This is a genomic window from Pseudomonas sp. S32 (genome assembly GCF_016648095.1).
GTDB lineage: Bacteria > Pseudomonadota > Gammaproteobacteria > Pseudomonadales > Pseudomonadaceae > Aquipseudomonas > Aquipseudomonas parafulva.
This window is the reverse complement of sequence record NZ_JACVVF010000048.1, coordinates 14,751-36,688: the sequence shown is the minus strand read 5'-3', so window position 1 is coordinate 36,688 and position 21,938 is coordinate 14,751. Positions and strand designations below refer to the sequence as shown.

Genomic DNA, 21,938 nt, shown 5'->3' with positions numbered 1-21,938 from the left:
CCGGTGCCATACACCGCGCTGCCTGCTTCGCGGGTGAACCCGCTCCCACAGTATGAGGGGGGCTGGACGTTATTATGTTTACGCCCTGGCCTCTAACGGTGCAACACGTACTGGCCGCTGAAAAGTACTGCGGCCTCATCACTCCCCACGTTGCTGACGGTCGTTTCCAGCGTCAGGCGCGCTCTGCCGCGGCGCTGGTAGAGCGCTAGAAACCGTTCCCAGGCTTTTTCATCCGGTGCCACACAACGCGCTACCGCCGCGCCAGTTACCGGTAGCGGGTAGCTGATCTGGCCTTCCTGAATGACGATATGCCCGTCATCGATACCCAGCTCACGCAAACGCAGGTGCAGCCACCCCCAACCCGCCAACACCGCTGCGCAATAAAGGCTGCCACCGAACATGGTGCTCTTGTGGTTGACGTTGGCCGCCAGCGGCAATTGCAGCTGCAGCACCTGCTGCTGCCAGCCCACCACCTCCAGGCCCATCTCCTGCGTCAGCGGAATATCGCGGTGCAGCACCGCCTGCAGGTACTGGCTCTCGTTACTCATCAACGGGTTTCCTCATGGTCGTCATGGCCACCGCTGCCGCCTTCGAAATGCAGGCCATGCTTACGCAGCTTGTCGTGCAGGGTTTTGCGCGGGATGCCCAAGGCTTCGGCCAGGCTGCGCATCGAGCTGTGGGGCTTGGCCAGCTCGGCAGTGATCAGCGAGCGCTCGAAGTGCTCCACCTGTTCACTCAGGTTACCCGTGACTACGCTGGGTGCAGTAGCGGCCGAAGGCGCGGCCTGGCCGTCCAGGGCCAATTCCAGGCCAAGGGCAAAGCGCTCGGCGGCATTCTGCAGTTCGCGCACGTTGCCTGGCCAGTCATGGCGTAGCAGCAAGGCGCGCTGCGCAGGTTGCAGGGCGTGTGGGCCCAGGCCGTGGCGCTGGGTGGCGGCGTCGGCATAGTGCTGGAATAGCAGCAGAATGTCGTCGCCCCGCTCGCGCAGTGGCGGAATGCGCAGCGGTGCCACATTCAGGCGGTAATACAGGTCGGCGCGGAAGCGGCCTTGGTCGGCAGCCTGGCGCAGGTCTTCCTTGGTGGCGGCGATAATGCGGATATCCAGCGGGATAAGCTGGTTGCCGCCCACGCGCTCTACCACCCGTTCCTGCAGCATGCGCAGCAGTTTCACCTGCACATCCAGGCTCATGCTCTCGATTTCGTCGAGGAACAGCGTGCCGCCATTGGCGAATTCGAACTTGCCGATGCGGCGCTTCTGCGCGCCGGTGAAGGCGCCTGGCTCGTGGCCAAACAGCTCGCTCTCCACCACCGATTCCGCCAGTGCGCCGGCGTTGATGGCCACGAACGGGCCGTCCCGGCGGCTGGAAAGGTCGTGCAGCGCGCGGGCTACCACCTCCTTGCCAGCCCCGGTTTCGCCCAGGATTAGTACGTCTGCGCGGGTGGCGGCCAGCGCTGCGATCTGCTCGCGCAGGCGCAGCATGGAGGGGGACTGGCCCACCAGCCGGGTGGCCAGTTGCTGGCGATCGCTCAGGGCCAGGCGCAGGCTGCGGTTGTCCAGCACCAGGCGGCGCAGCGCCAGGGCACGGCGCACGCTGTCCAGCAGGGCATCGCTGGCAAAGGGTTTTTCCAGAAAATCGTAGGCACCGGCGCGCATGGCCTGCACCGCCAGCGGCACATCACCGTGGCCGGTGATCAGCAGCACCGGCAGCTCGCTGTCCAGGCCGCGCAATTGCTCAAGCAGTTGCAGGCCATCGATACCGGGCATGCGGATGTCGCTGACCACCACGCCCGGCCAGTCGGCCTCGATACGCTCGGCCAGGCCCTGGGCCTCGGCCAGGGTCACCACCTTCAGCCCGGCCAGGTCGAGGGTCTGGCTCAGGGCCTGGCGCAGGTGCGGGTCATCATCGACCAGGATGACCTGAGCGTGGCTGTCGATCTGTGTCTCGGGGCTCATGCCGAGGAATCCTCCGAATTGGGCAAGGTCGCGCCAGGTGGGGCTACACGCATTTCCAAAGTGAGCAGTGCGCCGCCTTCAGGGTGGTTGGCCAGCAGCAGTTCCCCACCCAGGGCGCGCATCAGGCTTTCGCAGATGGCAAGGCCCAGGCCCAGGCCCTGGGTGCGTGTCTTGGTGGTGAAGAACGGCTCCTTGGCGTGCTCCAGGGCCTGGCGGCTGAACCCCGGGCCGTTGTCGCGAATGTACAGGTAGACGCAGTCATCATGCTGTTCGGCACTTATCCACAGCCGGCGCGGGTTGGCTTTTTCGGTCAGGGCATCCAGGGCATTGGCCAGCAGGTTGCTGAGCACCTGGCGCAGGCGGGTTTCGCCGGCCTGCACCCACAGGGTGGCTTCTGGCAGGTCGCGGACCAGTTCCACCGCCATGGCCCGGCGGCGCTTGGCCAGCAGGGCCAGGGCGTCATCCAGCGCCGGCTGCAGGGCCACGCTTTCCGGCGCATGCCGGTCGCGCCGGGCGAAAGCGCGCAGGTGGGCGATGATCGAGGCCATGCGCCCGGTCAGTTCGCCGATCAGCTTGAGGTTGCCACGGGCGTCCTCGATGCGTTGGTGGTCCAGCAAGATCTCGGCGTTTTCGGCGTAGCTGCGGATGGCCGCCAGGGGCTGGTTCAACTCGTGGCTGATGCTGGCCGACATGGTGCCCAGCACCGACAGCTTGCCGGCCTGCACCAGTTCATCCTGCGCACGCACCGCCTCCTGCTGGGCATTCTCGCGCTCCAGCACCGCACTTTTCAGCCGCGTGTTGAGGCCTTCCAGGTCGGCGGTACGCTCGGCTACGCGCTTTTCCAGCTGCTGGCGCCCGTGCGCCTCGATGTCGATACGGTCGATGTAGTGGCGGCGGCGCTGCATCACCAGGCCGGTCAGCAGCATCACTACCAGCAGGGCGCCAGCGCCGATGGCGGTAACCGTTTGCACCGAGCGGTCCACCAGGATGCGTGGGGCAAGGATGCTGACCTGCCAGCCGGTTTGCGTGATGTCGCGGGTCTGGGTGATCCACGCGTCAGGGTTGATCACCAACGGCTGTGGCGCCTGGGTGGGGTAGGGCTGGATGGCGATGATGGCCTGGCGTTCCGCTTCGGTCAGCGGCCGGGTGGCACGGAACCGCCAGTCGGGGCGCGAGGTGAGAATGACCACGCCGTTGTGGTCGGTCAGCAGCAGTTGCTCGGGGGTACGGCCCCACAGGGTTTCGGTGTGGTCCAGGTCCACTTTCACCACCAGCACCCCAACAATGCGCTCGCCATCGCGCACGGCGGCGGCAAAGAAGTAGCCGCGTTTGGCCGAGGTGGTGCCCTGGCCGAAGAAGCGCCCCAGGTGCCCGGCCATGGCTTCGTTGAAATACGGGCGGAAGGCGAAGTTGCGGCCGACGAAGCTGTCTTGCTTGTCCCAGTTCGACGCCGCCAGGGTGTTGCCGCTCACGTCCATCAGGTACATCACTTCGGCGCCGGTCTGCTGCACGATGTTCTTCAGCAGCCGGTTGGCATTGGTGACGGCCTCCAGGCGGAACGGGTCGGCCAGCACGCCGCGCAGTGCGGGCAGGTCGCCGAGTATCTGCGGCAGGGTTTCGTAGCGGTGCAGGGTGCCCAGCAAGTTGGCCACGTACAGGTCCAGGGTCTGGCGGTTTTGCGATGCCAGCTCCTGCTGGTAATACCGCTCGGCCAGGTGATGCAGGGGCCACAGCAGTGGCACCAGGCACAGGGCCAGCAGGGCCAGGCTGCGCCAGCGGGGACGACGAGGGGGCGTGGGCTTTGCAATCATCGGGTAAGTGCGCCAGATAAGTCTGACGCAATTATGCGCTACTTAAGGCAGCAGTTCCGCCTCGGTCAGCGACACCCCCAGCTTGTCCTTTTCGGAAAGCACCGGTGGTTGCTTCAAGCCCCAGTCGATGGCCAGGGTGGGGTCGTCCCAGCGGATGCAGCGGTCGGCGCCGGGGTTGTAGTAGTCGGTGGTCTTGTAAAGGAACTCCACCGACTCGCTCATCACCGCAAACCCATGGGCGAACCCTGCAGGTATCCAGAGCTGGCGATGGTTTTCGGCAGAAAGGTGCACGGCCACCCAGCGGCCGAAGGTAGGGGAGTGCTTGCGCACATCAACGGCTACGTCACGGATCTCCCCCTGCACCACGCGCACCAGCTTACCCTGGGTGTTCTGCACCTGGTAATGCAGGCCGCGCAGCACCCCGGCCACCGAGCGGGAATGGTTGTCCTGAACGAACTCGACGTTCGTGCCAGTGTGGCGGGCAAACTCGCGCGCGTTGAACGATTCGAAAAAAAAGCCGCGGCTGTCACCGAATACCTTGGGCTCGATGATCAGTACCTCGGGGATTGCAGTGGGAATGATGTTCATCGGGGACGGCCCTGGCTGCTGTTCAGTAATGACCCTAGCTGGCGTGCGTGCTTTTTTCTCATGAAACAATCTTGGCTGGATGCCAGGGGGAGCCTTGTGCTAGATGTGATGGCTTGGACAGTACAACGTTTACCGATTCTTATCGGTTATAGTGTTCGTTAAGGCGATGTAATGATCTATCTCCCGCTTCAATTATAGATATATATCGGTTATAAATTCCCCAACGCCCGCCTCGTTCGGTCAGGGCCATTGACAGAGGTCAACGATGAAAACCCTCAATTCCACGCCCCGTGCCGATGGTTTCCACATGCCCGCCGAATGGGCCCCGCAAACCCAGGTATGGATGGTTTGGCCAGAGCGCCCTGACAACTGGCGTTTGGGTGGCAAGCCTGTTCAGGCAGCCCATGTGACCTTGGCCAAGGCCATCGCCCGCTTCGAACCCGTCACCGTTGCCGTGTCTGCCGGCCAGTACGAAAACGCCCGTCGCCAGCTGGACCAGCCGAACATCCGGATCGTGGAAATGAGCAGCGATGACGCCTGGGTGCGCGATACCGGCCCAACCTTCGTTATCAACGACCAGGGCGAAGTGCGGGGTGTGGACTGGGGCTTCAACGCCTGGGGCGGCTTCGATGGCGGCCTGTACGCGCCGTGGAACCGTGATGAAGAGCTGGCCACCAAGGTGCTTGAAATGGAGCGCTGCCAGCGCTACCGCACCGAAGGGTTCGTGCTGGAGGGTGGGTCTATTCACGTGGACGGTGAAGGCACCGTGATTACCACCGAAGAGTGCCTGCTCAACCGTAACCGCAACCCGCACCTGAACCGCGAGCAGATCGAAGCGGTGCTGCGCGACAACCTGGCTGTCGACACCGTGGTGTGGCTGCCGGATGGCCTGTACAACGACGAAACGGATGGCCACGTCGACAATTTCTGCTGTTACGTGCGGCCGGGTGAAGTGTTACTGGCCTGGACCGATGATTCCAACGACCCCAACTATGCACGTTGCCATGCCGCGCTGCAGGTGCTGCAAAACACCCGCGATGCCAAGGGCCGTGAATTCATCGTGCACAAGATGCCGATCCCGGGGCCGCTGTATGCCACCGCTGAAGAGTGCGCAGGCGTCGACCAGGCGGCTGGCAGCCAGGAGCGCGACCCTTCGGTGCGCCTGGCGGGCTCGTACGTGAACTTCCTGATCGTCAACGGCGGCATCATTGCACCGAGTTTCGATGACCCGGCAGATGCCGAGGCCAAGGCCATTCTGGCGAAGATCTTCCCGGACCACGAAGTGGTGATGATCCCGGGCCGTGAATTGCTGCTGGGCGGGGGCAACATTCATTGCCTGACGCAGCAGCAGCCTGCGCCTCTGCACCGCTAGGGTTCTGCACCGCCCGACGCCCGGCGCGGTGGCTGGCATACGTTTTGTATTGTTTATCAAGCAGATAGCCCGGCTGGGTTGGGTTATCCGTTTGTAACAATACCTACGTAAGTTAGCTGCTCACGGGCCAGGAGTACGTGTAGACATGAATGCAGCAAGTGAGTCGGCTTTGCGCCCAATGGCAGTGGATCACTCAGCGCTGAAGGTGTTGGCGAGGTGGTTGAAACACCATGGAAGCATCAGGGTCAGGACGACCGACCCACGACGTCTACTTGCCGGGCGCTACCCTCAGGGGCTGATCAGCGATGCAGAGATGCAGGCGTTGATGGCGGTGTGGCACTGATCGTCAGCCTTTGGGGCATGCGCTACCCCGCTCCATATGCTCTGAATGCAGGTCTATGGAGTGGGGTTTTTCGCGGATCAACCGCGCAGCTACAGTGGAACCTTCAGAAACTGTAACTCCCTGTCACCACCAGGCTACGCGGGTCACCCACCTGAATCTGCGCAGCACTGGTCGCCGAACTGTAGTAGGTCTTGTCGGCAATGTTGCTCAACGCAGCGCGCACGTCCCAGTCATGGGTGCGATACCCCGCCAATGCATCCCAGCGGCCATACCCCGGCAATACCGTGGTGTTCTGGTTGTCTGCATAACGCTCGCCCACCAGCGTTAGGCCGGTTTCGGCGTACCAGCCCAGCTCCGGCTTCCAGGTGACGAACAGGCTGGCGTTGCGCTTGGCCACATCATTGATGCGGTTGCCTTCCAGGCCGTTGTTGTCCTTGACCACGGTGGCGTCCTGCAGGCCGACACCCCCGCGTACATACCAGTTGCCGATCACATTCCCCGTGGCAGTCAGTTCAATGCCCCGTGAACGCTGCAGGCCGCTGAGCAGGGTGATTTCCGGGTTGATCGGGTCGCGGGTGCGGCGGTTGTACAGCTCCAGTTCATACACCGCCAGGGTGGTGGTCAGGCGCTGATCGAACCAGTCGCTTTTTACTCCGATCTCTTTCTGCCGGGTCAGCTCCGGGCCGGTATCGTTGGTATTGCCCGCCGCGCCTGGGGTAATGCCGATCAGCCCGCCACCCACAGGTGCAAACGTCTTGCTCCACGAGGCATAGAACGAGTGATCGCGCCACGGCGTGTACACCACGCCCAGGCGCGGGCTGGTGGTGCGGCTGTCCTGCTTCTCAGCCAGGTTGCGCACCTTGTTGGTGGTCTCCACTTCGAACTGGTCGAAGCGCACACCGGCCAACACCTGCCACTGGTCATTGAGGCGAACCTGGTCCTGCAGGTACACCCCCCGGCTATCGACCAAGGTGTGGTTGTTGCTCGACACCACCATGCGGCCGTTGTGCTGCCGGCTGCGATCCGGGTTGTTCAGGGACAGCGCCGGCACCGGCCTGCCGCCGGCAGACACCGCTGTGGCGGTGTACAGGGTAGGGTCGCGGCGCTGGTTGCCGAACTCCAGGCCCAGCAGCAATTTATGCTCCAGGCCCAGCGTGTCGAAGTCACCCTCGGCTTCCAGGTTGTTGAACAGGTTGCGGGTGTTCAGGTCCTGCTGCCAGCGCTGGCGGGTCACCGTTGCCGTGGTGGCGTTGTAGGCGGTGGGGTAGGTGTTGTCGAACTCGCTGTCCAGCTTGAACAGGCCCAGGGTGTGGCGCAGCTGCCAGGTTTCGTTCAGCTGGTAGTTGAGGCGCGAGCGCAGCGACTGGGCGCGGTCGTCAATGTAGTCACGGTGGGTATCGCCATAGGTGGTGCTGCGGTTTACGTCGGCCGGGCGGCCGTTGACACCCGGGATGCCGCGGTCGGGGGTGCGGTTGAAGCGGCTGTATTCGTACTGCACCAGCCAGTTCAGGTCGGGGGTGACCTGCCAGCTTACCGAGGGCGCGAATAGCTGGCGGCTGCCATCGATGCCGTCCCGGAAGCTGTTGTTGTCCTGGTTACCCATGTTCAACCGCAGGCTCACGGTGTCGCTGGGGTCGGCGCTCAAGTCTGCATAGAGGCTGCGCAGGTCTTCGCTGCCGGCCTGCGCTTCGACGGTGGAGCGCCGGCCAGCCTCCGGTGCCTTGCTCACCCGGTTGACGATGCCGCCCTGGCTGCCGCGCCCGTACAGCACCGCTGCCGGCCCCTTCAGCACCTCGACCCGTTCGATATTGTGCAGGTCGCGGATGTACTGGCTGTCATCGCGGATGCCATCGAGGTAGAAGTCGTTGCTGGCCTCGAAACCGCGAATGCGCACGCTGTCGAAGCGCGTATCGGCGCCGCTGCTCACGTTGGGGATGCCTTCCAGTGCCTTGCCCAAGGTATTGCTGCCGTAATCCAGCACCTGCGCCGCCTTCACCGTATCGATCGCCTGGGGCACATAGCGCACGGGCGTAGCGGTACGGGTAGCCGTGCTCACTTCCTTCACGCGGGGGTTGTCTTTTTCGCGCTCGCTGTCGGCGGTCACCGACAGTTCAGGCAGGGTGGTGGTCGCAGCGCTGGCAAAGCCTGCAGTGAACAGCAACGAAAGGGAAAGCGAGAGGGGAGATAGACGTTTGGGGGCAAGCATGGAGCGTATCCAGACCAGGCATTAATGGAGGTGCGAATGGTAATGCCTACCATTTACTATTGCCTGGCTATTTGTAAAGAGTTACCGTTACATATGTATCGCTTTGTAACTAATTCATCCGTCTCACGGGCTCACGGAGAATTGTCCTAATGGTCAGGTTGGATAATCCCGCTTGAGATGGAATCACTGCCTATAGCCCAAACGCGTAGAAAAATGCCTCGTTCCACACCTGCTTTTTGGTTATATCGACCTGCATTTCACGTTTTTTTGACATTCGCGCTCACCCACCGCTAGGATTCGGCCAACGCCTGCTGGCCAATCCCATTGGCCGTGCTGTTGCCTCAAGCCGCCGTGTACTTACCGGCATGGCTCCCAGGCTGGACCCGCATAGCGTCGAACCTACGAAGGGGCGTTGGTTCCTGGCGCCATATTGCAGAGCGTTCTTGATCTAGAAATAAGGAAAACAACATGTTGAATACCAGGATCAGCCTGGTCGCCCTGGCGATGATCGCCGCGACCCAGGCACAGGCCAATGACCAGGCCGCCAGCAAGGGCTTCATCGAGGACAGCCACGCCAACGTCCTTCTGCGCAACGCCTACATCAACCGTGACAAGAAGCACGGCACCGACGACCAGATCGAATGGGGCCAGGCTTTCATCGGTAACTTCTCCTCCGGCTTCACCCAGGGCACCGTGGGTGTCGGCGTGGACGCATTTGGCCTATACGCCTTGCGCCTGGATGGCGGCAAAGGCCACAACGGTGGCGGTGGCGTGGACTTCTTCAAGCCGCACGACACCACCAACGCCGATGGCAACGCCAGCTCGCCGCACAACCTGACCCGCGCCGGTGCCGCCGTTAAGTTCCGCATCTCCAACACCGTGCTCAAGTACGGTGACCAGATGCCAGCCCTGCCCGTGCTGCAATACGACGACGCGCGCCTGCTGCCAGAAAGCTTCACCGGCACCTTGATCACTTCCAAGGAAATCGAAGGCCTGGAGCTGAACGCCGGTCGCTTCACCCAGGAAGCCCGCAAGAGCGCCGAGCGCCGTGACGGCGGCGGCCTGAAGTCGATCAACGTGTTCGGCGGCAGCTACAAGTTCACCGACAACTTCACCGCGTCGCTGTACACCGCCGACAACGAAGACGTGATGAAGAAGCACTACCTGGGCCTGAACTACGTTCATGCCATCGCCAATGACCAGTCCCTGACCCTGGACTTCAACGGCTACAAGTCGAACATCGACAACAAGTACGTGCAGGCAGCCGGCCTTAACGGCGACTCCAACACCATCTGGAGCCTGGCCGCCACCTACGCCTATGGCGCCCACTCGTTCACCATCGCCCACCAGCGCAGCACTGGCAGCACCGGCTACAACTACGGCTGGTACCAGAACAAGGGCGGCGTGGGTGACGGTGGTTCCACCATCTTCCTGGCCAACTCCTACTGGTCGGACTTCAACGCCGAAGACGAGCGTTCGTGGCAGCTGGGCTACGGCCTGGACTTCAGCGCCTACGGCATCCCGGGCCTGACCTACAAGCTGGCCTACGTGGTGGGTGACAACATCAACACCCGCACCGTCGCCAACCCGCAGGGCTACGGCGAGGGCAAGGAGCGCGAGATCTTCAACCAGGTCCGTTACGTGGTGCAGGAAGGCCCGGCCAAGGACCTGTCGATCAAGCTGCGCAGCTCGTTCGTGCGTACCAACGACGCCGTGCGCCAGAACGGTTACAACGACGACGGCAATGAAGTGCGCGTGTTCGTCGAGTACCCGATCAGCATCTTCTGATCCGCTGCTGAACCAAAGGCTACCCCCATACCATTGGGGGCGCCTTCCGCAGCCATGGTTGCCCGCCGTCAGGCCGGCAACCCGATACTCACCCGCAGCCCGCCCCCCTCGCGGTTTACCACCGTCAGCTCGCCCCCATGGCTGTTCGCAATGCGCTGGGCAATGCTCATCCCCAACCCGTACCCGCCAGACCCTTGGTTGCGTGAGCCTTCACCCCGCACGAACGGCTCGGTGATGGTCGCCAGCAGTTCAGGTGCAATACCCGGCCCCCGGTCATCCACGTGAATCACCACCTGTGATCCCATACGCTCCAGCGTGACGCTTACGCCATTGGCGTAACGCAGTGCATTCACCAGCAGGTTCTGCAGGCAACGCTGCAGCAGCAAGGCATCCACCTTCACACTGCCTACCTGGCCGTGCACCGGGAGTGGCTCCTCAACGGTGGCCAGCTCTGCGCACTGGCGTGCAACCAGCCGGTCGATGTCCACGTGTTGCAGGTTCAGCTGTTCACCCGCCCGCAGGTAGTCCAGTACCTGGCCGATCATGTCGTCCATCTGGGCGATGTTCTGCCGCAGCCGCTGGCGGTGTTCGTCGTCGGGCATGCGCTCCAGGCGCAGGCGCATGCGCGTCAGCGGGGTGCGCAGGTCGTGGGACACGGCGGCCAGAAAGTACGCCTTGTCGTTGACCATGGCGATCAGGCGCTGCTGCATGGCGTTGAAGGCCTGCGCCGCCTGGCGCACTTCTTCGGGCCCGTCCAGTGCCAGCGGTGGTTGCTCCAGGTTGCCACCCAGCCCCCGCGCCGCATCGGCCAGGCGGCGCAGCGGGCGCAGGCACAGGCGTACGGCAATCAGGCACACCAGCAGCACGGCGACGATGCGCAGCGCATACACCCGCAGCAAATAGTCGCTGATCAGCAACCAGGCCGACTCGCCGCTCCAGCCCTGCAGTTCCTGGCCGTCGATGGTCAGCCAGTGCCCATCGGCCAGCGGCACTGCAAACTGGATATGCGCCTGGGCGGTACGCAGCCCGAACAGGCTGCGCCAGACGATGGGGCGCCCGAGTTCGTCGGTCAGTTGCACCTTCATCAAGCGCACGTTCGGCTCGCGCCCCAGCTCGTATTTCAGGGCCTGGTGCAGCAGCAGCTCCACGCGCTTGCGCCCGCGTCGTTCGTCCGCTTCCAGCGGCGGCAGCTGTTCTGCGCAACGCAGTTGATAGTGGGCGGGCACCTTCACGGCACCGGCATGGCACTGCGCCTGGGCGATCAAGGGGGCGCTGCGGGCGGCGATCAGGCGCACCGGGGCTTCTAGCACCTGGGCGAAGCGCACGTCGAACCAGATGCTGCTGGACATCAACTGAATGGCCAGCGTGCCGCCCACCATGATCAGCAGCAGCTGGCCGAACAGCGTGCGCGGCCACAGCCGACGGGCCCAGCGCATCTCAGGCGTCGGCCTGGGGGCTGGCAATGCTCAGCAGGTAGCCCTCGTTGCGGATGGTGAGTATCTGCGCAACGCCGCCCGGTGCGTGGCGCAGGTGCTGGCGCAGGCGGCTGACGCACATGTCCACCGAGCGGTCGTCGGGCAGGTGGTCGCGGCTGAAGGCACTGCGGGTGAGCTGGTCGCGCGATACCACACGGTTGTTGGCTTCCAGCAACTCACGCAGCACGCGGTAATCGGAGCGGGGCAGGGTGAGGGTTTCGCCATCGGGGCGGGTGAGCAGGCGTTTCACGTGCTCCAGGCGGAAGCCCGCAAAGGCATGGGCCTCCACCTGGGCGGGTTCCTGCACGGCGGTGTGCAACCGATGCGGCCTGCGCAGCACCGCCTTGATGCGGGCGATCAGTTCACGGGGTTCGAAGGGTTTGGCCAGGTAATCGTCGGCACCTACCTCCAGGCCGATGATGCGGTCCAGCGCGCTGCCCTTGGCCGACAGCATGATCACTGCCAGCCCCGGGGTGGCCTGCAACTGGCGGCACAGGCTTAAACCGTCTTCGCCGGGCAGCATCAGGTCCAGCACCACCAGTGCCACCGGCTGGCGGGCCAGCTGTTCGCGCATCTGCTTGCCATCGGCGGCGGCCAGTACGGTGTAGCCAGCGTCCTTGAGGTAGTCGCAGAGAAGTTCGCGAATCTCGTCGTCATCGTCGACAACCAGCAGGGTTGTGCTCATGTGCAGGACACCTTTCAGGTGAGGGCCAGCGGCGCTCATTACGTTCAATTACAACCCCATACATGTCGGGTGTAGAGCCCGGAGGGCCGATCCCTAGAATCCTAACAAAAAATCATCTGCAAATACGAAGCCTTCCCAAATGAATCCCTTGAGCACACCGAAAACCTTCACCTCGTTCACCTGCGGCGGCACCCGCATTACCCCTGTCGCACTGCTGGTCGCCCTGGCCATCAGTGGCAGCGCCATGGCCGCCGACAGTGCCCCACTGGTGCTGGACGCCACCAACATCGAAGACAGCGCCATGCTGCCCGGCGATGAAGCGGGCCAGCTGGGTTACACCGTCGAGAGCACCCGCAGCTCCACCGGCCTGGACTTGACCCCGCGGCAGACCCCGCAGTCGGTTACCACCATCACCCGCCAGCAAATGGATGACCGCGCCATCCACAGCATCGAGCAGGCGCTGGAAACCACGCCCGGTGTTACCGCCAGCAAGCTTGAAGTGGGTGGCCGCACCGAATACCGCGCCCGTGGCTACGCCATCACCAACTGGAAAATCGACGGCCTGCAAACGCCCGGCGCGTCCGACTTCAGCGGCAGCGGCAACGCCCTGAACATGGACCTGTACGAGCGCATCGACATCGTGCGCGGCGCCAACGGCCTGCTGGGCGGCACCGGCGACCCCTCGGCCACCGTCAACCTGATCCGCAAGGCCCCCACCAAAACCTTTGGCGGCAGCGCCTACGCCACCTACGGCAGCTGGGACAAACGCCGCCTGGGCGCCGACCTGAACCTGCCGCTGTCGGAGGACGGCCGCCTGCGTTCACGCTTTGTGATGACTCAGCAGGACGCCAACTCGTTCCGCGACAACCAGTCCGAGCGCTCCCGCGCCGCCCTGGCCAATTTCGAGTTCGACCTGGACGACGCCACCACATTGGGTGCCGGCTACCAGTACGAGTACAACAAGGTGGTGGGTGGCGGCTGGGGCGCGAACATCCCTATCTGGTACCGCGACGGCAGCAAAACCGACCTGCCGCGCAGCAACAACCTGGTACCCAGCTGGAGCTTTGGCGAATACACCACCCGCACCGCGTTCGGCTCGCTGGCACACCGCTTCGACAACGACTGGGCGCTGGACCTGAAAGTGGCCCAGAGCACCACAGATGCCCTTAACCACCGCGGCCTGGGCAAGGTGAACTCCGCTGGGCGCGGCAGCTTTGGCGGCTACTGGGACCAGGACGGCAGCGGCGCAGTGCTGAACGGCCTGCACAGCTCCAGCGATACCACCCAGCAGTCGGCGCAGATCGACCTCTCTGGCCCGTTCCAGCTGTTCGGCCGCACCCACCAAGCCATGGTGGGCTACAACGACAGCCGCACCGTGGCCTGGTCGCCCGAGTACAGCTGCAACATGGTCGGCAACGGCCGGATCGGCGCCCCGGTGGTCGGCTGCCTGTTCCGCGCCAACAACGGCCTGCCGATCAGCGACTGGCGTAACGGCGTGAACGCCGACTACGACATGCTCGCCTCGCAAACCGGCCGCCACACCAAAACCACCACCCGCCTGCAGGGGCTGTACGCCGCCACCCGCCTGAGCATCACCGACCCGCTGTCGGTCATCGCCGGGGTGCGCACCACCGACTATTCGGCCATTACCCGCAGCGTCAACGGCGCCCGCACCAGCCAGGAAGAAAGCGGCATCGTCACCCCCTACCTTGGGGCGGTGTACGACCTGAACGAAAACTACTCGCTGTACGCCAGCTACACCGACGTTTTCACCCCGCAAACCCAGGAAACCAGCAGCGGCGCCAAGGTGGAGCCGATCCGTGGGCAAAGCTACGAGACGGGTATCAAGGGTGAGTGGTTCGACGGCCGCCTGAACGCCTCGGCGGCGTACTTCCGCAACAAGCAGGAAAACAAGGCCGTGCTCGATGGCGGCGTGTCCACGCCAACCGGCAACGACGCCTACAAGGCCGGCTCTGGCCAGGAAACCGACGGCATCGACCTGGAAATCGCCGGCGCGCTCACCCCGGCCTGGAACGTGTATGCCGGCTACACCTACCTGCACTTCCGCCGCGTGGACAGCGACGGCCGCAGCGACCCGTCGCACCTGTTCAAGGCCTCCACCACCTACCACCTCAGCGGCCCGCTCGACCGCCTGACCGTAGGCGCCGGCGTGACCGCTCAAACCAACATCCGCGCCATCTCCACCCCGGCAGGCCAGCCCGCCAACGGCGTAAGCACCGGCGCTACCGACGTGAACTGGTCGGGCTACGCTATCTGGAATGCCATGGCCAAGTACCAGGTTACCGATGACACCAGCGTCACGCTGAACGCGAACAACCTGTTCGACAAGCATTACTACACCCGCTACGGGTTCTACGCCGGTGCCATTTATGGCGACCCACGCAGCCTGTCACTGACCGTTAGCACCAACTTCTAACCCCGGCAGCCCGCTCCCATAACCCCTGTGGGAGCGGGTTCATCCGCGAATCGGCTGCCCGGCAGCCTCATTTTCTTCCCCCTCCACCGCGTCCCAACTGTCCCAGTCCTCCCCGAACAGCTCCACCGGGTGCATGGTCCGGTCTGCGCCATTGCCGCAGGCGAGCGCCTTGGCCGGGCAGTACACATCACACCCCCAGCAGATACGCTCGGGGTGGCTTGGGTTCTTGGGAAATTTCTTGGCCATGGTGAGGGTCCTGGGTCAGGTTGCCAGACCTCAGCCTATGCCTGCCCGTCGCCTACGCGTTGACCGGGATCAAACTCAGGCTTTGGTGGCGTACCAGAGCGTCCACCTGTCTTGCTCTTCTATCGGCAAGGCATCACCCACTTGCGTGCTGATAAACCCGATCAGGTCTGCCAGCTCCGCGTCGTTCAACTCATGCAAAATGGAGCGCCCGGTGCGCTGTGCCAGGTCCTGTTGCAGGGCCTCGATGTGGGTGTATGTTTTGCGTGTTTCCCAGAGTTGCATCGAACGGATATGGGTAAAGCCCGCTGCGGTCAGGGCCTGCACCACCTCGTCGTGCCTCGGCCGGCGAGCCAGTTCGACTTCCAGTAAACGAGGGAAGCGTTCGAAGAAGTAGCCGCGAATATGCTCAGGTGAGCCGGCGAGCGTTACATCTTCAGGGGTACGGTCTTGAATCAATACGTGGCCGTTGTCTCGCAGAACCCTGAAGGCCTCGGCGAAGCAGGCGTCATAGGTGGGCAGGTGGTGAATGAGTGCCCGTTCGAAAACGATATCTACGCAGGCGTCTGGCAGGCCGGTTGCCGTCGCTTCGCCGGCCTGGAACGCGACTCCCTCCAGGCCTTCTGTATTACTGCGTGCTGCCTCCAGCATCTGTGCCGAGAAATCCACACCGGTGACGTGCTCGGCGCCTAAGCGGTGCCAGGCAACCGAATAGATCCCGCCTCCGCAGCCAATGTCGGCTACCCGCTTGTTTACCGGGTAGACGATAGCCTTGATAGCCGCAGCCCAGCCGCTATCGGCTTCACGGCTGGCGTAGGTGTTGCGGTTGTCTTCAGAATGAAAATGGATGGCCATATTTCCCCCAGATCCAACACCCGTAGGAGCGACCGCAGGTCGCGATGGGCTGCCCCGCAGCCCCAATAACCCCACACCCCTGCAACGCTAGATCACTTCGGTGAACATACAACCTGTGTGGGTCAATCGATTGCTCGCTCAAACACCTCATAACCCTGCGGCCCGATTCCAGTAACCACGAACCCTGCTCTCGAATACATGAATCGTGCGGGATTATCGGGCCTTACGCTCAATCGCAGTCTCGCAAAGCGCAGTGATCTTGCGGTTGAGATGTAGGCATCTAACAGCGCAGAGCCCACACCGTTGCGCCTATGGGTTTCCAATACGTTAATGGTGCACAACTCTGCACAGTCACCGTCCGGCATCCACAGCGAATACCCCGCGAAATCTGTGCTTATGGTTGCGACAGTGAACTTGTCGAAATGAGTTACCCAGCGGGTCAGATGACGGCTGAAATCTGCTCGCCAGGCTGCTTCGTGGGCGGGCTCCCAGGTGCGGATATAGTCTTGTTCGCCCAGGTAGATTGCTGGCAGGTCGGTGACAGATGCGTGTCTCAGGTTAAGGTTCATGGGTGTCAGCCGTTGATTTGGTGAGCGGACTTTATGGCAGTGTTGCCCAAGGGGGCTTGGTGTCCGCGTTGGTTGTGAGCTGTCCGATCATAGCTGGTGGAACACCATGGCATGGGAGCGGATACTGGATCTGGTGGCAATAGAAACTTGGGTTACAGGGTCTAGCTACCGCGTATTTGCGAGATAACAATCTGCGGTAGGGCGCCAGCATCGTTCGAGGGCAAGACAAGGCTGGTGCGGAAGCCGAGCTTGTCGAGCATATCTATCATGGCGTCCAGCGTGAATTTCCGATCTTGCCATTTGCCAGCTCGGATACCCGGGATTGGGTCACGTTGAGCCGGGCAGCAGCCTCGTGCTGTTTGAGGCCCATCTGCTTTATGCAGCGAGTTATGAAAATGGATAGGTCCATCTTCAAAGCCATCTTGCTGGCTGTGTCCTCATCGTAGGTGGTGTGGAGGGGCTCTCGTAGAATTGAAGGGCCATTGCTTCACCTCGGAAGGACTATCTGAGATTTGCAATAAAACCGGACGCAGATCGCTTTGGGTTCAAGGCGTCTGGGACACGAACAAAAAAGGCCCATCTTTCGGTGAGCCTTTTTTGATCCTGCGTATGGTGGCACCAGACGAACGGTTTCTTGCTGCAAGGGTAGGGAGTTCGCGGGGCTGGAATTTAATGGATTTTGGGCGTACCTCAAAGGGTCGCTATAAATGAATCAGCTGATTATGGCGTTTTATGGAATCGAATTGGGGAGTTATTGTTCGCCATTCACGATGAGAGTTATGAGTACATAACATCGGATATTTCACTTGACTAGTCATAAGCCACAGTCGTAGCAAATAAATATATCGATCGTTCAATCGACTCCTGGCTGCTGCTCGCGATAGGCAGAAATCGGCCAAGAGCGGTTTCTGGATAACTGCAGATCCAGTTCGAAGATGAGATGGTTCTGAACCGATCCCCAAATAGCCCGTCTCAATTGCTGGAAACGTTCAACATCAGTCGACAAAACGATAGCAGGCACTTGCCCTAGCTCACTATAACGGTCCTCTCGACAGAAAATACCGGTGTATCCGCAATCCAGCGGATCCTCAGTTGAATTGCTAATGAAGCTGATATGTTTTGACTCAACCGAGCCGCCAAGGCAAAGTGCCATCTTTCATGAGCTGGAAAGTCAACATGGACCGCACAACCTATCTTCAACAGGACGACATCAGGGGTTTTGTGACTTGGTTGGTAGCAAACCTACCTACGATGCCGATACACCTAAAATTTTCTAAAAGCAAAAATTACGTCCCAGATGGATTGGATAGGATCGTTAGAGGGATTCAAGGCGCCCAGGCTTGCTATCAATGGGCAGGCGATTGGGAAACGGTGAGCGCAAAAATCAAAGGATTTAGGGAAGCAATACGCCTTTCTGCACTAGCTAGCAATGAGGCCGAAACTTATAAGGTGTGCCGGAACATCCTAAAATGGGGAGGCGTCGACAATGCATGTAGCATTAGTTTCCTTGAGACGCGCAAATCTAAGAAAGACCTAACCGCTTACCTGTTACGCGTCGAACCACTACTCGCACTCGACACGTCCAATCGGCTTTCCGACATTACTGAAGAGAAAGTCCTAGCCTATAACTCAGGGTTAACCAAAATCCACGCGCTGTTCGATACCACCGGTTCTCCTATCTATGACGGTCGTGTAGGCGCAGCAATCGCCGCCCTTTACCATCTATATCGGGAAACCCTAGCGGACCCGACTCTGCCTAGAGCAGACTACAAAAGGTTTGCTATGGATACAGGTCAGGGCTGTCAAATTCGGGACCCGCGTCTACTTGGGATCGGATTCACAGGTACTCCAATGTTAAACCGCCAGAGGCCTGCGGAGTGGGCTCGGCGACAGGTTCAGCTAGGCTGGATTATGCGAGACGTGCTTGATAAATCGCCGAACCTTTTTTCCCACGTTTCAGAAATGAATCAGCGATGCCATTGTTTTGAGGCAGGGCTATTCATGATGGGATACGATTTACGCGCACTCGTACCTGGAGGGTGGCAGATACCTGAGCCTCGCCAGTTGGTCGCAAAAAGAGAGTCGATGAGAAAGTCTGCTGCGAAGCGTCGGGCTCGATTAAAGTAACGAATGCATTCCTAATCAAGGCCGTCTTAGGGCGACAAGTGCTAAGAGGTCTAGGCTCGGCATTTGAAATGAAGTCGATCCATTCCACAATCACTAGCTGAGTAAGAAAATGAGCAACGACAAATCTTTGAACGACTACGTGGTTAATGGATCTCAGAATGATTTAACCAACGCCATAAAAGAAATGCGAGTAAAATTTACTAATGCGGAAGCATGGATCGCAAAAAACATACCGCGTACGAATGACAGTTTGGCCATGTATAATCTTTTGAAATGCCGCACTCGATATCTAGACGTGTTGGCTACCTCTATAAATCAGCATATTTCAATACTAGCGCTCGCAACGCGCAAGTCTATACGAACTTAATCTACAGGTACGTCGAATTTGTAGTGATCCGAAAAATATTCAGACTTGGTACTCGGAAATCATAACGGACAAAATACAGGTCATTGAAGGTATTTTAGGTATACAAACGACTTCTGAGATGTCAGCTCAGAGGGTCATCTTACGCAACGAGATACAAAGGTTGAGTGACGTACGCAAGAAACACAGCTTGCAAGCGATCAAATCGCCCGCGTCCGCGGGCGAGATAGCCAAATTGTTAGGAGTTTCAGAAACTCATAAAAATCTCTACAAGCTGTTTTCTAAAATTGTCCATCCAAGTTCATATCTGGTGAATGATTACAATAGCGCCGCTTCACCGCAAAATACAAATATTCTACAAATTCACGCTCAACTGTTCGCATGGGATACACTGAACCGAATCGTAAGTCATTTTACAATTCCTGATAGTGTTATCGAACACGTAGCCACTTTATAATAAACCGTAATCACTCAACCTCTATACGAGTCTGTACATTGAGCTATTTCTATTGTGATCAGTGAGCGCCAAGACGTGGGCCAGTTAACCCCCTTACAAGCTCAATGTACGCTCGTTCTTCCTGGCGTTTTGCCGCCAGGTCTTTACGCCGTTGGGTTTCACAAAGGGGTGCATGCTGCCGCCGTCAAACAGCTTGTAAGCGCGGCAGCGTGGTTTGGCGGTAAGGCATTGCAGAAGATGGCACTAACTGAGCGGTGCTGACCTAGCTGCTTACAGCGAAGCAGCTCTCTTCGTCAAGATGTTTTTTGGTCTGCCTCTAGCTTTTAGGGGTTGATTTGTGAGAAACCATTGGGTACATTCTCCCTTCTGTGGCTGGATGTGGGTCAACCTTGACAAGAGGTGATAGGGTTCAATTCCCTTACGGCCGGATTCTTCTTTTTTGATATTTTATATCAGGTCTTAGCTTAAGTAGTTCAATCAAAAGCTTGTCATCTATAGCGATATGATCCAAGTTTTTTGCTTTACTAAGCTCTCCGACATCAATGTCAAATGCTGACTTGAAACTGCAGTGTGCCAAGTTGGCTCCTTCAAACTTTACACCGCTCAAGCTGACTTGGTCAAACAAGGTGTTTGGCATGTCGCAGTGTGTAAACTCGGCTTTCTCTATTCTACAGTTTTTAAATGATACTTGCCTAAACTTAGCGCCTTCAAATTTGCATCGATAAAGACTGCCTTCCTCAAAAACAACATTTCTTAGAGTGCATTTTACAAAGTTGCTCGATCTAGCCTCGACTTTTTCGAAAGTTGAATTCTCAAGCTTTCCATCATTGAGCTTTAATCCAATAACATTCCAGTTTTTAATGTTTACATCGGATAAGCTTCTTCCTGAAAGGTGGAGGTAGCGAGCGTCAAGTCCTATTTGGTTGGCCGATATTAGTGTTTTTAGTATGCCAATCTTTTTTAGATGCGCTTCTGGGAAATCTAGCTTCGCATAATTTTTCAAATCTTCTCGGCATTGAGATAGTTGTTGCTTTCTATCCCGCCGGCCATCTAACCAAAGCAGAAGTATACCTACGACGGCAAGCTCTACCACCATGCCGTGCATTTCGACCATTACATTTTCCCAGAAATCTTTTTTGTACAGCCCTATTACAGTGTTCGGTAAAATGTGGCTGCTCAGCCAATCCCAGTCAGCTGTAATAAAAACAACAACTACTATTGCAAAGGCGAGAATTAGTAGCGCTGTTTTTATAGGGTTGTCTAATACGCTCGGCGAACGCATGCTTTCTCCCGTACTTGTATATGAGCACTTGCGTCTAATTTCCACATGTAAGTGCTTGTTTTTCTGCATGGTTTTATTGTTTTCATGCGTAGGAAAACAATAAATATTTATTAATTAAGCAGCTTTTATCCTTTTGTCATAATACTAGCCAGCGAAATGAATGAGTGAATAATTAATGTGTCATATGGCGTTCTAATCGTACTCATTTTGGAAGGGCTCCAGCGTTCCAAAATGGATGGTATTGGGTATATTTACAATTTCTACATCTTCTACTTCAAGGTCTTCAATTGACATTTCACCCGACTCGCCACTAAAGTCACCGCCAACTGTAATCAAAATTGGTGATTCAAAAGTTTCTTCTTTGTTGACAGTGCATGAGTCAAGCGGCACATAATCCCCGTCGATTGAATCATGTACAGAGAGGGAGAACTCTCCTTCGACGTCGACAGTAATGGTGGCGTCAAATTCGAGCACGATATAGTTGTCGCTCTTTTCGATAAGTCTTATGCGTTCACATTCTAGCGTGAAACTATTGAATTGACCCGAGCAGCCTTCTGGCTCCCAGTAAAAGGCTGATTCAGCATCTTGGTTAGGGGTGAAATCTTCAAGGATGGACTGAAGCCTACGCTCTACATCATTAATAAAACCTACAGATGAATTGTCGTTAAGAAATTGTTCTAGTTTTTCTATAACAACGTAAACGTGGTTTGCCCTATTATACGATGTTAAAACGTCTGAAAGGTCGTCACTAAAAGTTATTCGTTTTGATTTTTCACAATATGCTTTCCAATCACCATCTTGCGAAATGGCCAAGACACTTTTGTTCTGAACTGCAGCCCAATTCTCTACAGATAATAAAGTTATGGCATCAGGAAATTCATTTTTCTTTTTGCCGCTTTCTGAAAACGGGGCTTCATTTGAAAAATACTTTTTTAGAAGGTCTGTGATTTCCAAGTTCGCGCCGCACTCAAAAAATGTCCCGCCGACAGATTCGATATAAGTTGCGATGCGTGTTTCTGCAAGTTTTTCGACATCTACACTATCTGCAATAAGCGCTTTTGCTTGCTGTTGATTCTTTTCGGTAAGGAATAAGTGGTCACTGGCATCATTTATTGCTTTCTCGAGCCCGTTTCTCGACTCTTTTATTTTTTTTGATAGATGTGCTTTTATTTCGCCACGTATGACATCTGGGAACAGTATTTCAATAGGACTGCTTTTGAATTGACTAAGCTTGCTCAGGAGTCCTTTTTCTAAGCGAAGACCGTTAGCATCGAAGATTGATGTGTCGAGCAGTAGTACGTCATATTCGAAAACTTCTTCCATGAGCTCCTCGTTGAAATTTTATGCTGTGTTACTTGTGTGAATTTTGTTAATGTTAACAC

The 21,938-nt window shown here is 58.5% G+C and carries 17 protein-coding genes and 2 pseudogenes; 6 read left to right on the top strand and 13 right to left on the bottom strand.

What is annotated here, in order from left to right:
• Window positions 1-92 precede the first annotated feature (92 nt).
• Genes IAE38_RS20035 through rfbC form a run of 4 tightly spaced genes read right to left on the bottom strand, consistent with a single transcriptional unit; the run spans window position 93 to window position 4,353 of the window.
• On the bottom strand, window positions 93-548 hold the full coding sequence (locus tag IAE38_RS20035) for a YiiD C-terminal domain-containing protein (RefSeq protein ID WP_201165102.1): 456 nt from the start codon (window positions 546-548) through the stop codon (window positions 93-95).
• A complete protein-coding gene (locus tag IAE38_RS20030) occupies window positions 548-1,954 on the bottom strand; it encodes a sigma-54-dependent transcriptional regulator (protein ID WP_201218907.1) in 1,407 nt (468 codons plus the stop codon). The genes IAE38_RS20035 and IAE38_RS20030 overlap by 1 nt, the downstream gene beginning before the upstream one ends.
• Window positions 1,951-3,765: a sensor histidine kinase gene (locus IAE38_RS20025; protein WP_201165099.1), complete on the bottom strand. Its 1,815-nt coding sequence runs from the start codon at window positions 3,763-3,765 to the stop codon at window positions 1,951-1,953. Before IAE38_RS20025 ends, IAE38_RS20030 begins: the two co-directional genes overlap by 4 nt.
• A 42-nt stretch (window positions 3,766-3,807) precedes the next feature.
• Complete coding sequence (rfbC, locus tag IAE38_RS20020; protein WP_060482807.1) at window positions 3,808-4,353, bottom strand: dTDP-4-dehydrorhamnose 3,5-epimerase; 546 nt, start codon at window positions 4,351-4,353, stop codon at window positions 3,808-3,810.
• Between the two features lie 265 nt (window positions 4,354-4,618).
• Between rfbC and aguA the strand changes: the two genes are divergently transcribed.
• Both aguA and IAE38_RS23990 read left to right on the top strand, forming a co-directional pair.
• Window positions 4,619-5,725, top strand: coding sequence for an agmatine deiminase (gene aguA, locus IAE38_RS20015; protein ID WP_201218905.1), 1,107 nt, complete (start codon window positions 4,619-4,621; stop codon window positions 5,723-5,725).
• A gap of 145 nt (window positions 5,726-5,870) precedes the next feature.
• Window positions 5,871-6,068 carry a hypothetical protein gene (locus tag IAE38_RS23990; RefSeq protein WP_060482809.1) on the top strand — a complete coding sequence of 66 codons (198 nt, stop codon included), beginning with the start codon at window positions 5,871-5,873 and terminating at the stop codon, window positions 6,066-6,068.
• 103 nt (window positions 6,069-6,171) lie between these two features.
• Here IAE38_RS23990 and IAE38_RS20010 read toward each other — a convergent pair whose 3' ends face one another.
• Complete coding sequence (locus IAE38_RS20010) at window positions 6,172-8,274, bottom strand: TonB-dependent receptor (protein WP_201218903.1); 2,103 nt, start codon at window positions 8,272-8,274, stop codon at window positions 6,172-6,174.
• A 468-nt stretch (window positions 8,275-8,742) separates the two neighbouring features.
• Between IAE38_RS20010 and IAE38_RS20005 the strand changes: the two genes are divergently transcribed.
• The gene (locus IAE38_RS20005) at window positions 8,743-10,062 is read left to right on the top strand and encodes an OprD family porin (protein WP_028635332.1); all 1,320 of its coding nucleotides are present in this window, start codon (window positions 8,743-8,745) and stop codon (window positions 10,060-10,062) included.
• A 68-nt stretch (window positions 10,063-10,130) separates the two neighbouring features.
• Here the strand turns inward: IAE38_RS20005 and IAE38_RS20000 are convergent, their stop codons facing one another.
• Both IAE38_RS20000 and IAE38_RS19995 read right to left on the bottom strand, forming a co-directional pair.
• Window positions 10,131-11,498: an ATP-binding protein gene (locus IAE38_RS20000; protein ID WP_201218901.1), complete on the bottom strand. Its 1,368-nt coding sequence runs from the start codon at window positions 11,496-11,498 to the stop codon at window positions 10,131-10,133.
• Window position 11,499: 1 nt separating this feature from the next.
• Entirely contained in the window at window positions 11,500-12,222 is a 723-nt protein-coding gene (locus tag IAE38_RS19995) for a response regulator (protein ID WP_028635330.1), read from the bottom strand.
• Window positions 12,223-12,361: 139 nt separating this feature from the next.
• Between IAE38_RS19995 and IAE38_RS19990 the strand changes: the two genes are divergently transcribed.
• The gene (locus IAE38_RS19990) at window positions 12,362-14,659 is read left to right on the top strand and encodes a TonB-dependent siderophore receptor (protein WP_201218899.1); all 2,298 of its coding nucleotides are present in this window, start codon (window positions 12,362-12,364) and stop codon (window positions 14,657-14,659) included.
• A 39-nt stretch (window positions 14,660-14,698) separates the two neighbouring features.
• Here the strand turns inward: IAE38_RS19990 and IAE38_RS19985 are convergent, their stop codons facing one another.
• From IAE38_RS19985 to IAE38_RS19970, 4 genes and pseudogenes are all read right to left on the bottom strand, one after another.
• The gene (locus IAE38_RS19985) at window positions 14,699-14,905 is read right to left on the bottom strand and encodes a DUF3079 domain-containing protein (RefSeq protein ID WP_201218897.1); all 207 of its coding nucleotides are present in this window, start codon (window positions 14,903-14,905) and stop codon (window positions 14,699-14,701) included.
• A 75-nt stretch (window positions 14,906-14,980) separates the two neighbouring features.
• Window positions 14,981-15,757, bottom strand: coding sequence for a class I SAM-dependent methyltransferase (locus IAE38_RS19980; protein WP_201218895.1), 777 nt, complete (start codon window positions 15,755-15,757; stop codon window positions 14,981-14,983).
• Between the two features lie 122 nt (window positions 15,758-15,879).
• On the bottom strand, window positions 15,880-16,326 hold the full coding sequence (locus tag IAE38_RS19975) for a GNAT family N-acetyltransferase (RefSeq protein WP_201218894.1): 447 nt from the start codon (window positions 16,324-16,326) through the stop codon (window positions 15,880-15,882).
• A 161-nt stretch (window positions 16,327-16,487) separates the two neighbouring features.
• Window positions 16,488-16,809: pseudogene (locus tag IAE38_RS19970) on the bottom strand (helix-turn-helix domain-containing protein).
• 693 nt (window positions 16,810-17,502) lie between these two features.
• On the opposite strand from IAE38_RS19970, the gene IAE38_RS19965 reads away from it, so the two are divergent.
• Both IAE38_RS19965 and IAE38_RS24395 read left to right on the top strand, forming a co-directional pair.
• The gene (locus tag IAE38_RS19965; protein ID WP_201218893.1) at window positions 17,503-18,453 is read left to right on the top strand and encodes a hypothetical protein; all 951 of its coding nucleotides are present in this window, start codon (window positions 17,503-17,505) and stop codon (window positions 18,451-18,453) included.
• Between the two features lie 362 nt (window positions 18,454-18,815).
• A pseudogene (locus IAE38_RS24395) lies at window positions 18,816-19,274 on the top strand (hypothetical protein); the annotation flags it as partial.
• 418 nt (window positions 19,275-19,692) lie between these two features.
• Here the strand turns inward: IAE38_RS24395 and IAE38_RS19960 are convergent.
• Together IAE38_RS19960 and IAE38_RS19955 are read right to left on the bottom strand one after the other, a co-directional pair.
• Complete coding sequence (locus IAE38_RS19960; protein WP_201218892.1) at window positions 19,693-20,556, bottom strand: pentapeptide repeat-containing protein; 864 nt, start codon at window positions 20,554-20,556, stop codon at window positions 19,693-19,695.
• 192 nt (window positions 20,557-20,748) lie between these two features.
• Window positions 20,749-21,879 (bottom strand): PIN domain-containing protein, encoded by a 1,131-nt coding sequence (locus tag IAE38_RS19955; RefSeq protein WP_201218891.1) that lies wholly within the window; start codon window positions 21,877-21,879, stop codon window positions 20,749-20,751.
• Between the last annotated feature and the right edge of the window lie 59 nt (window positions 21,880-21,938).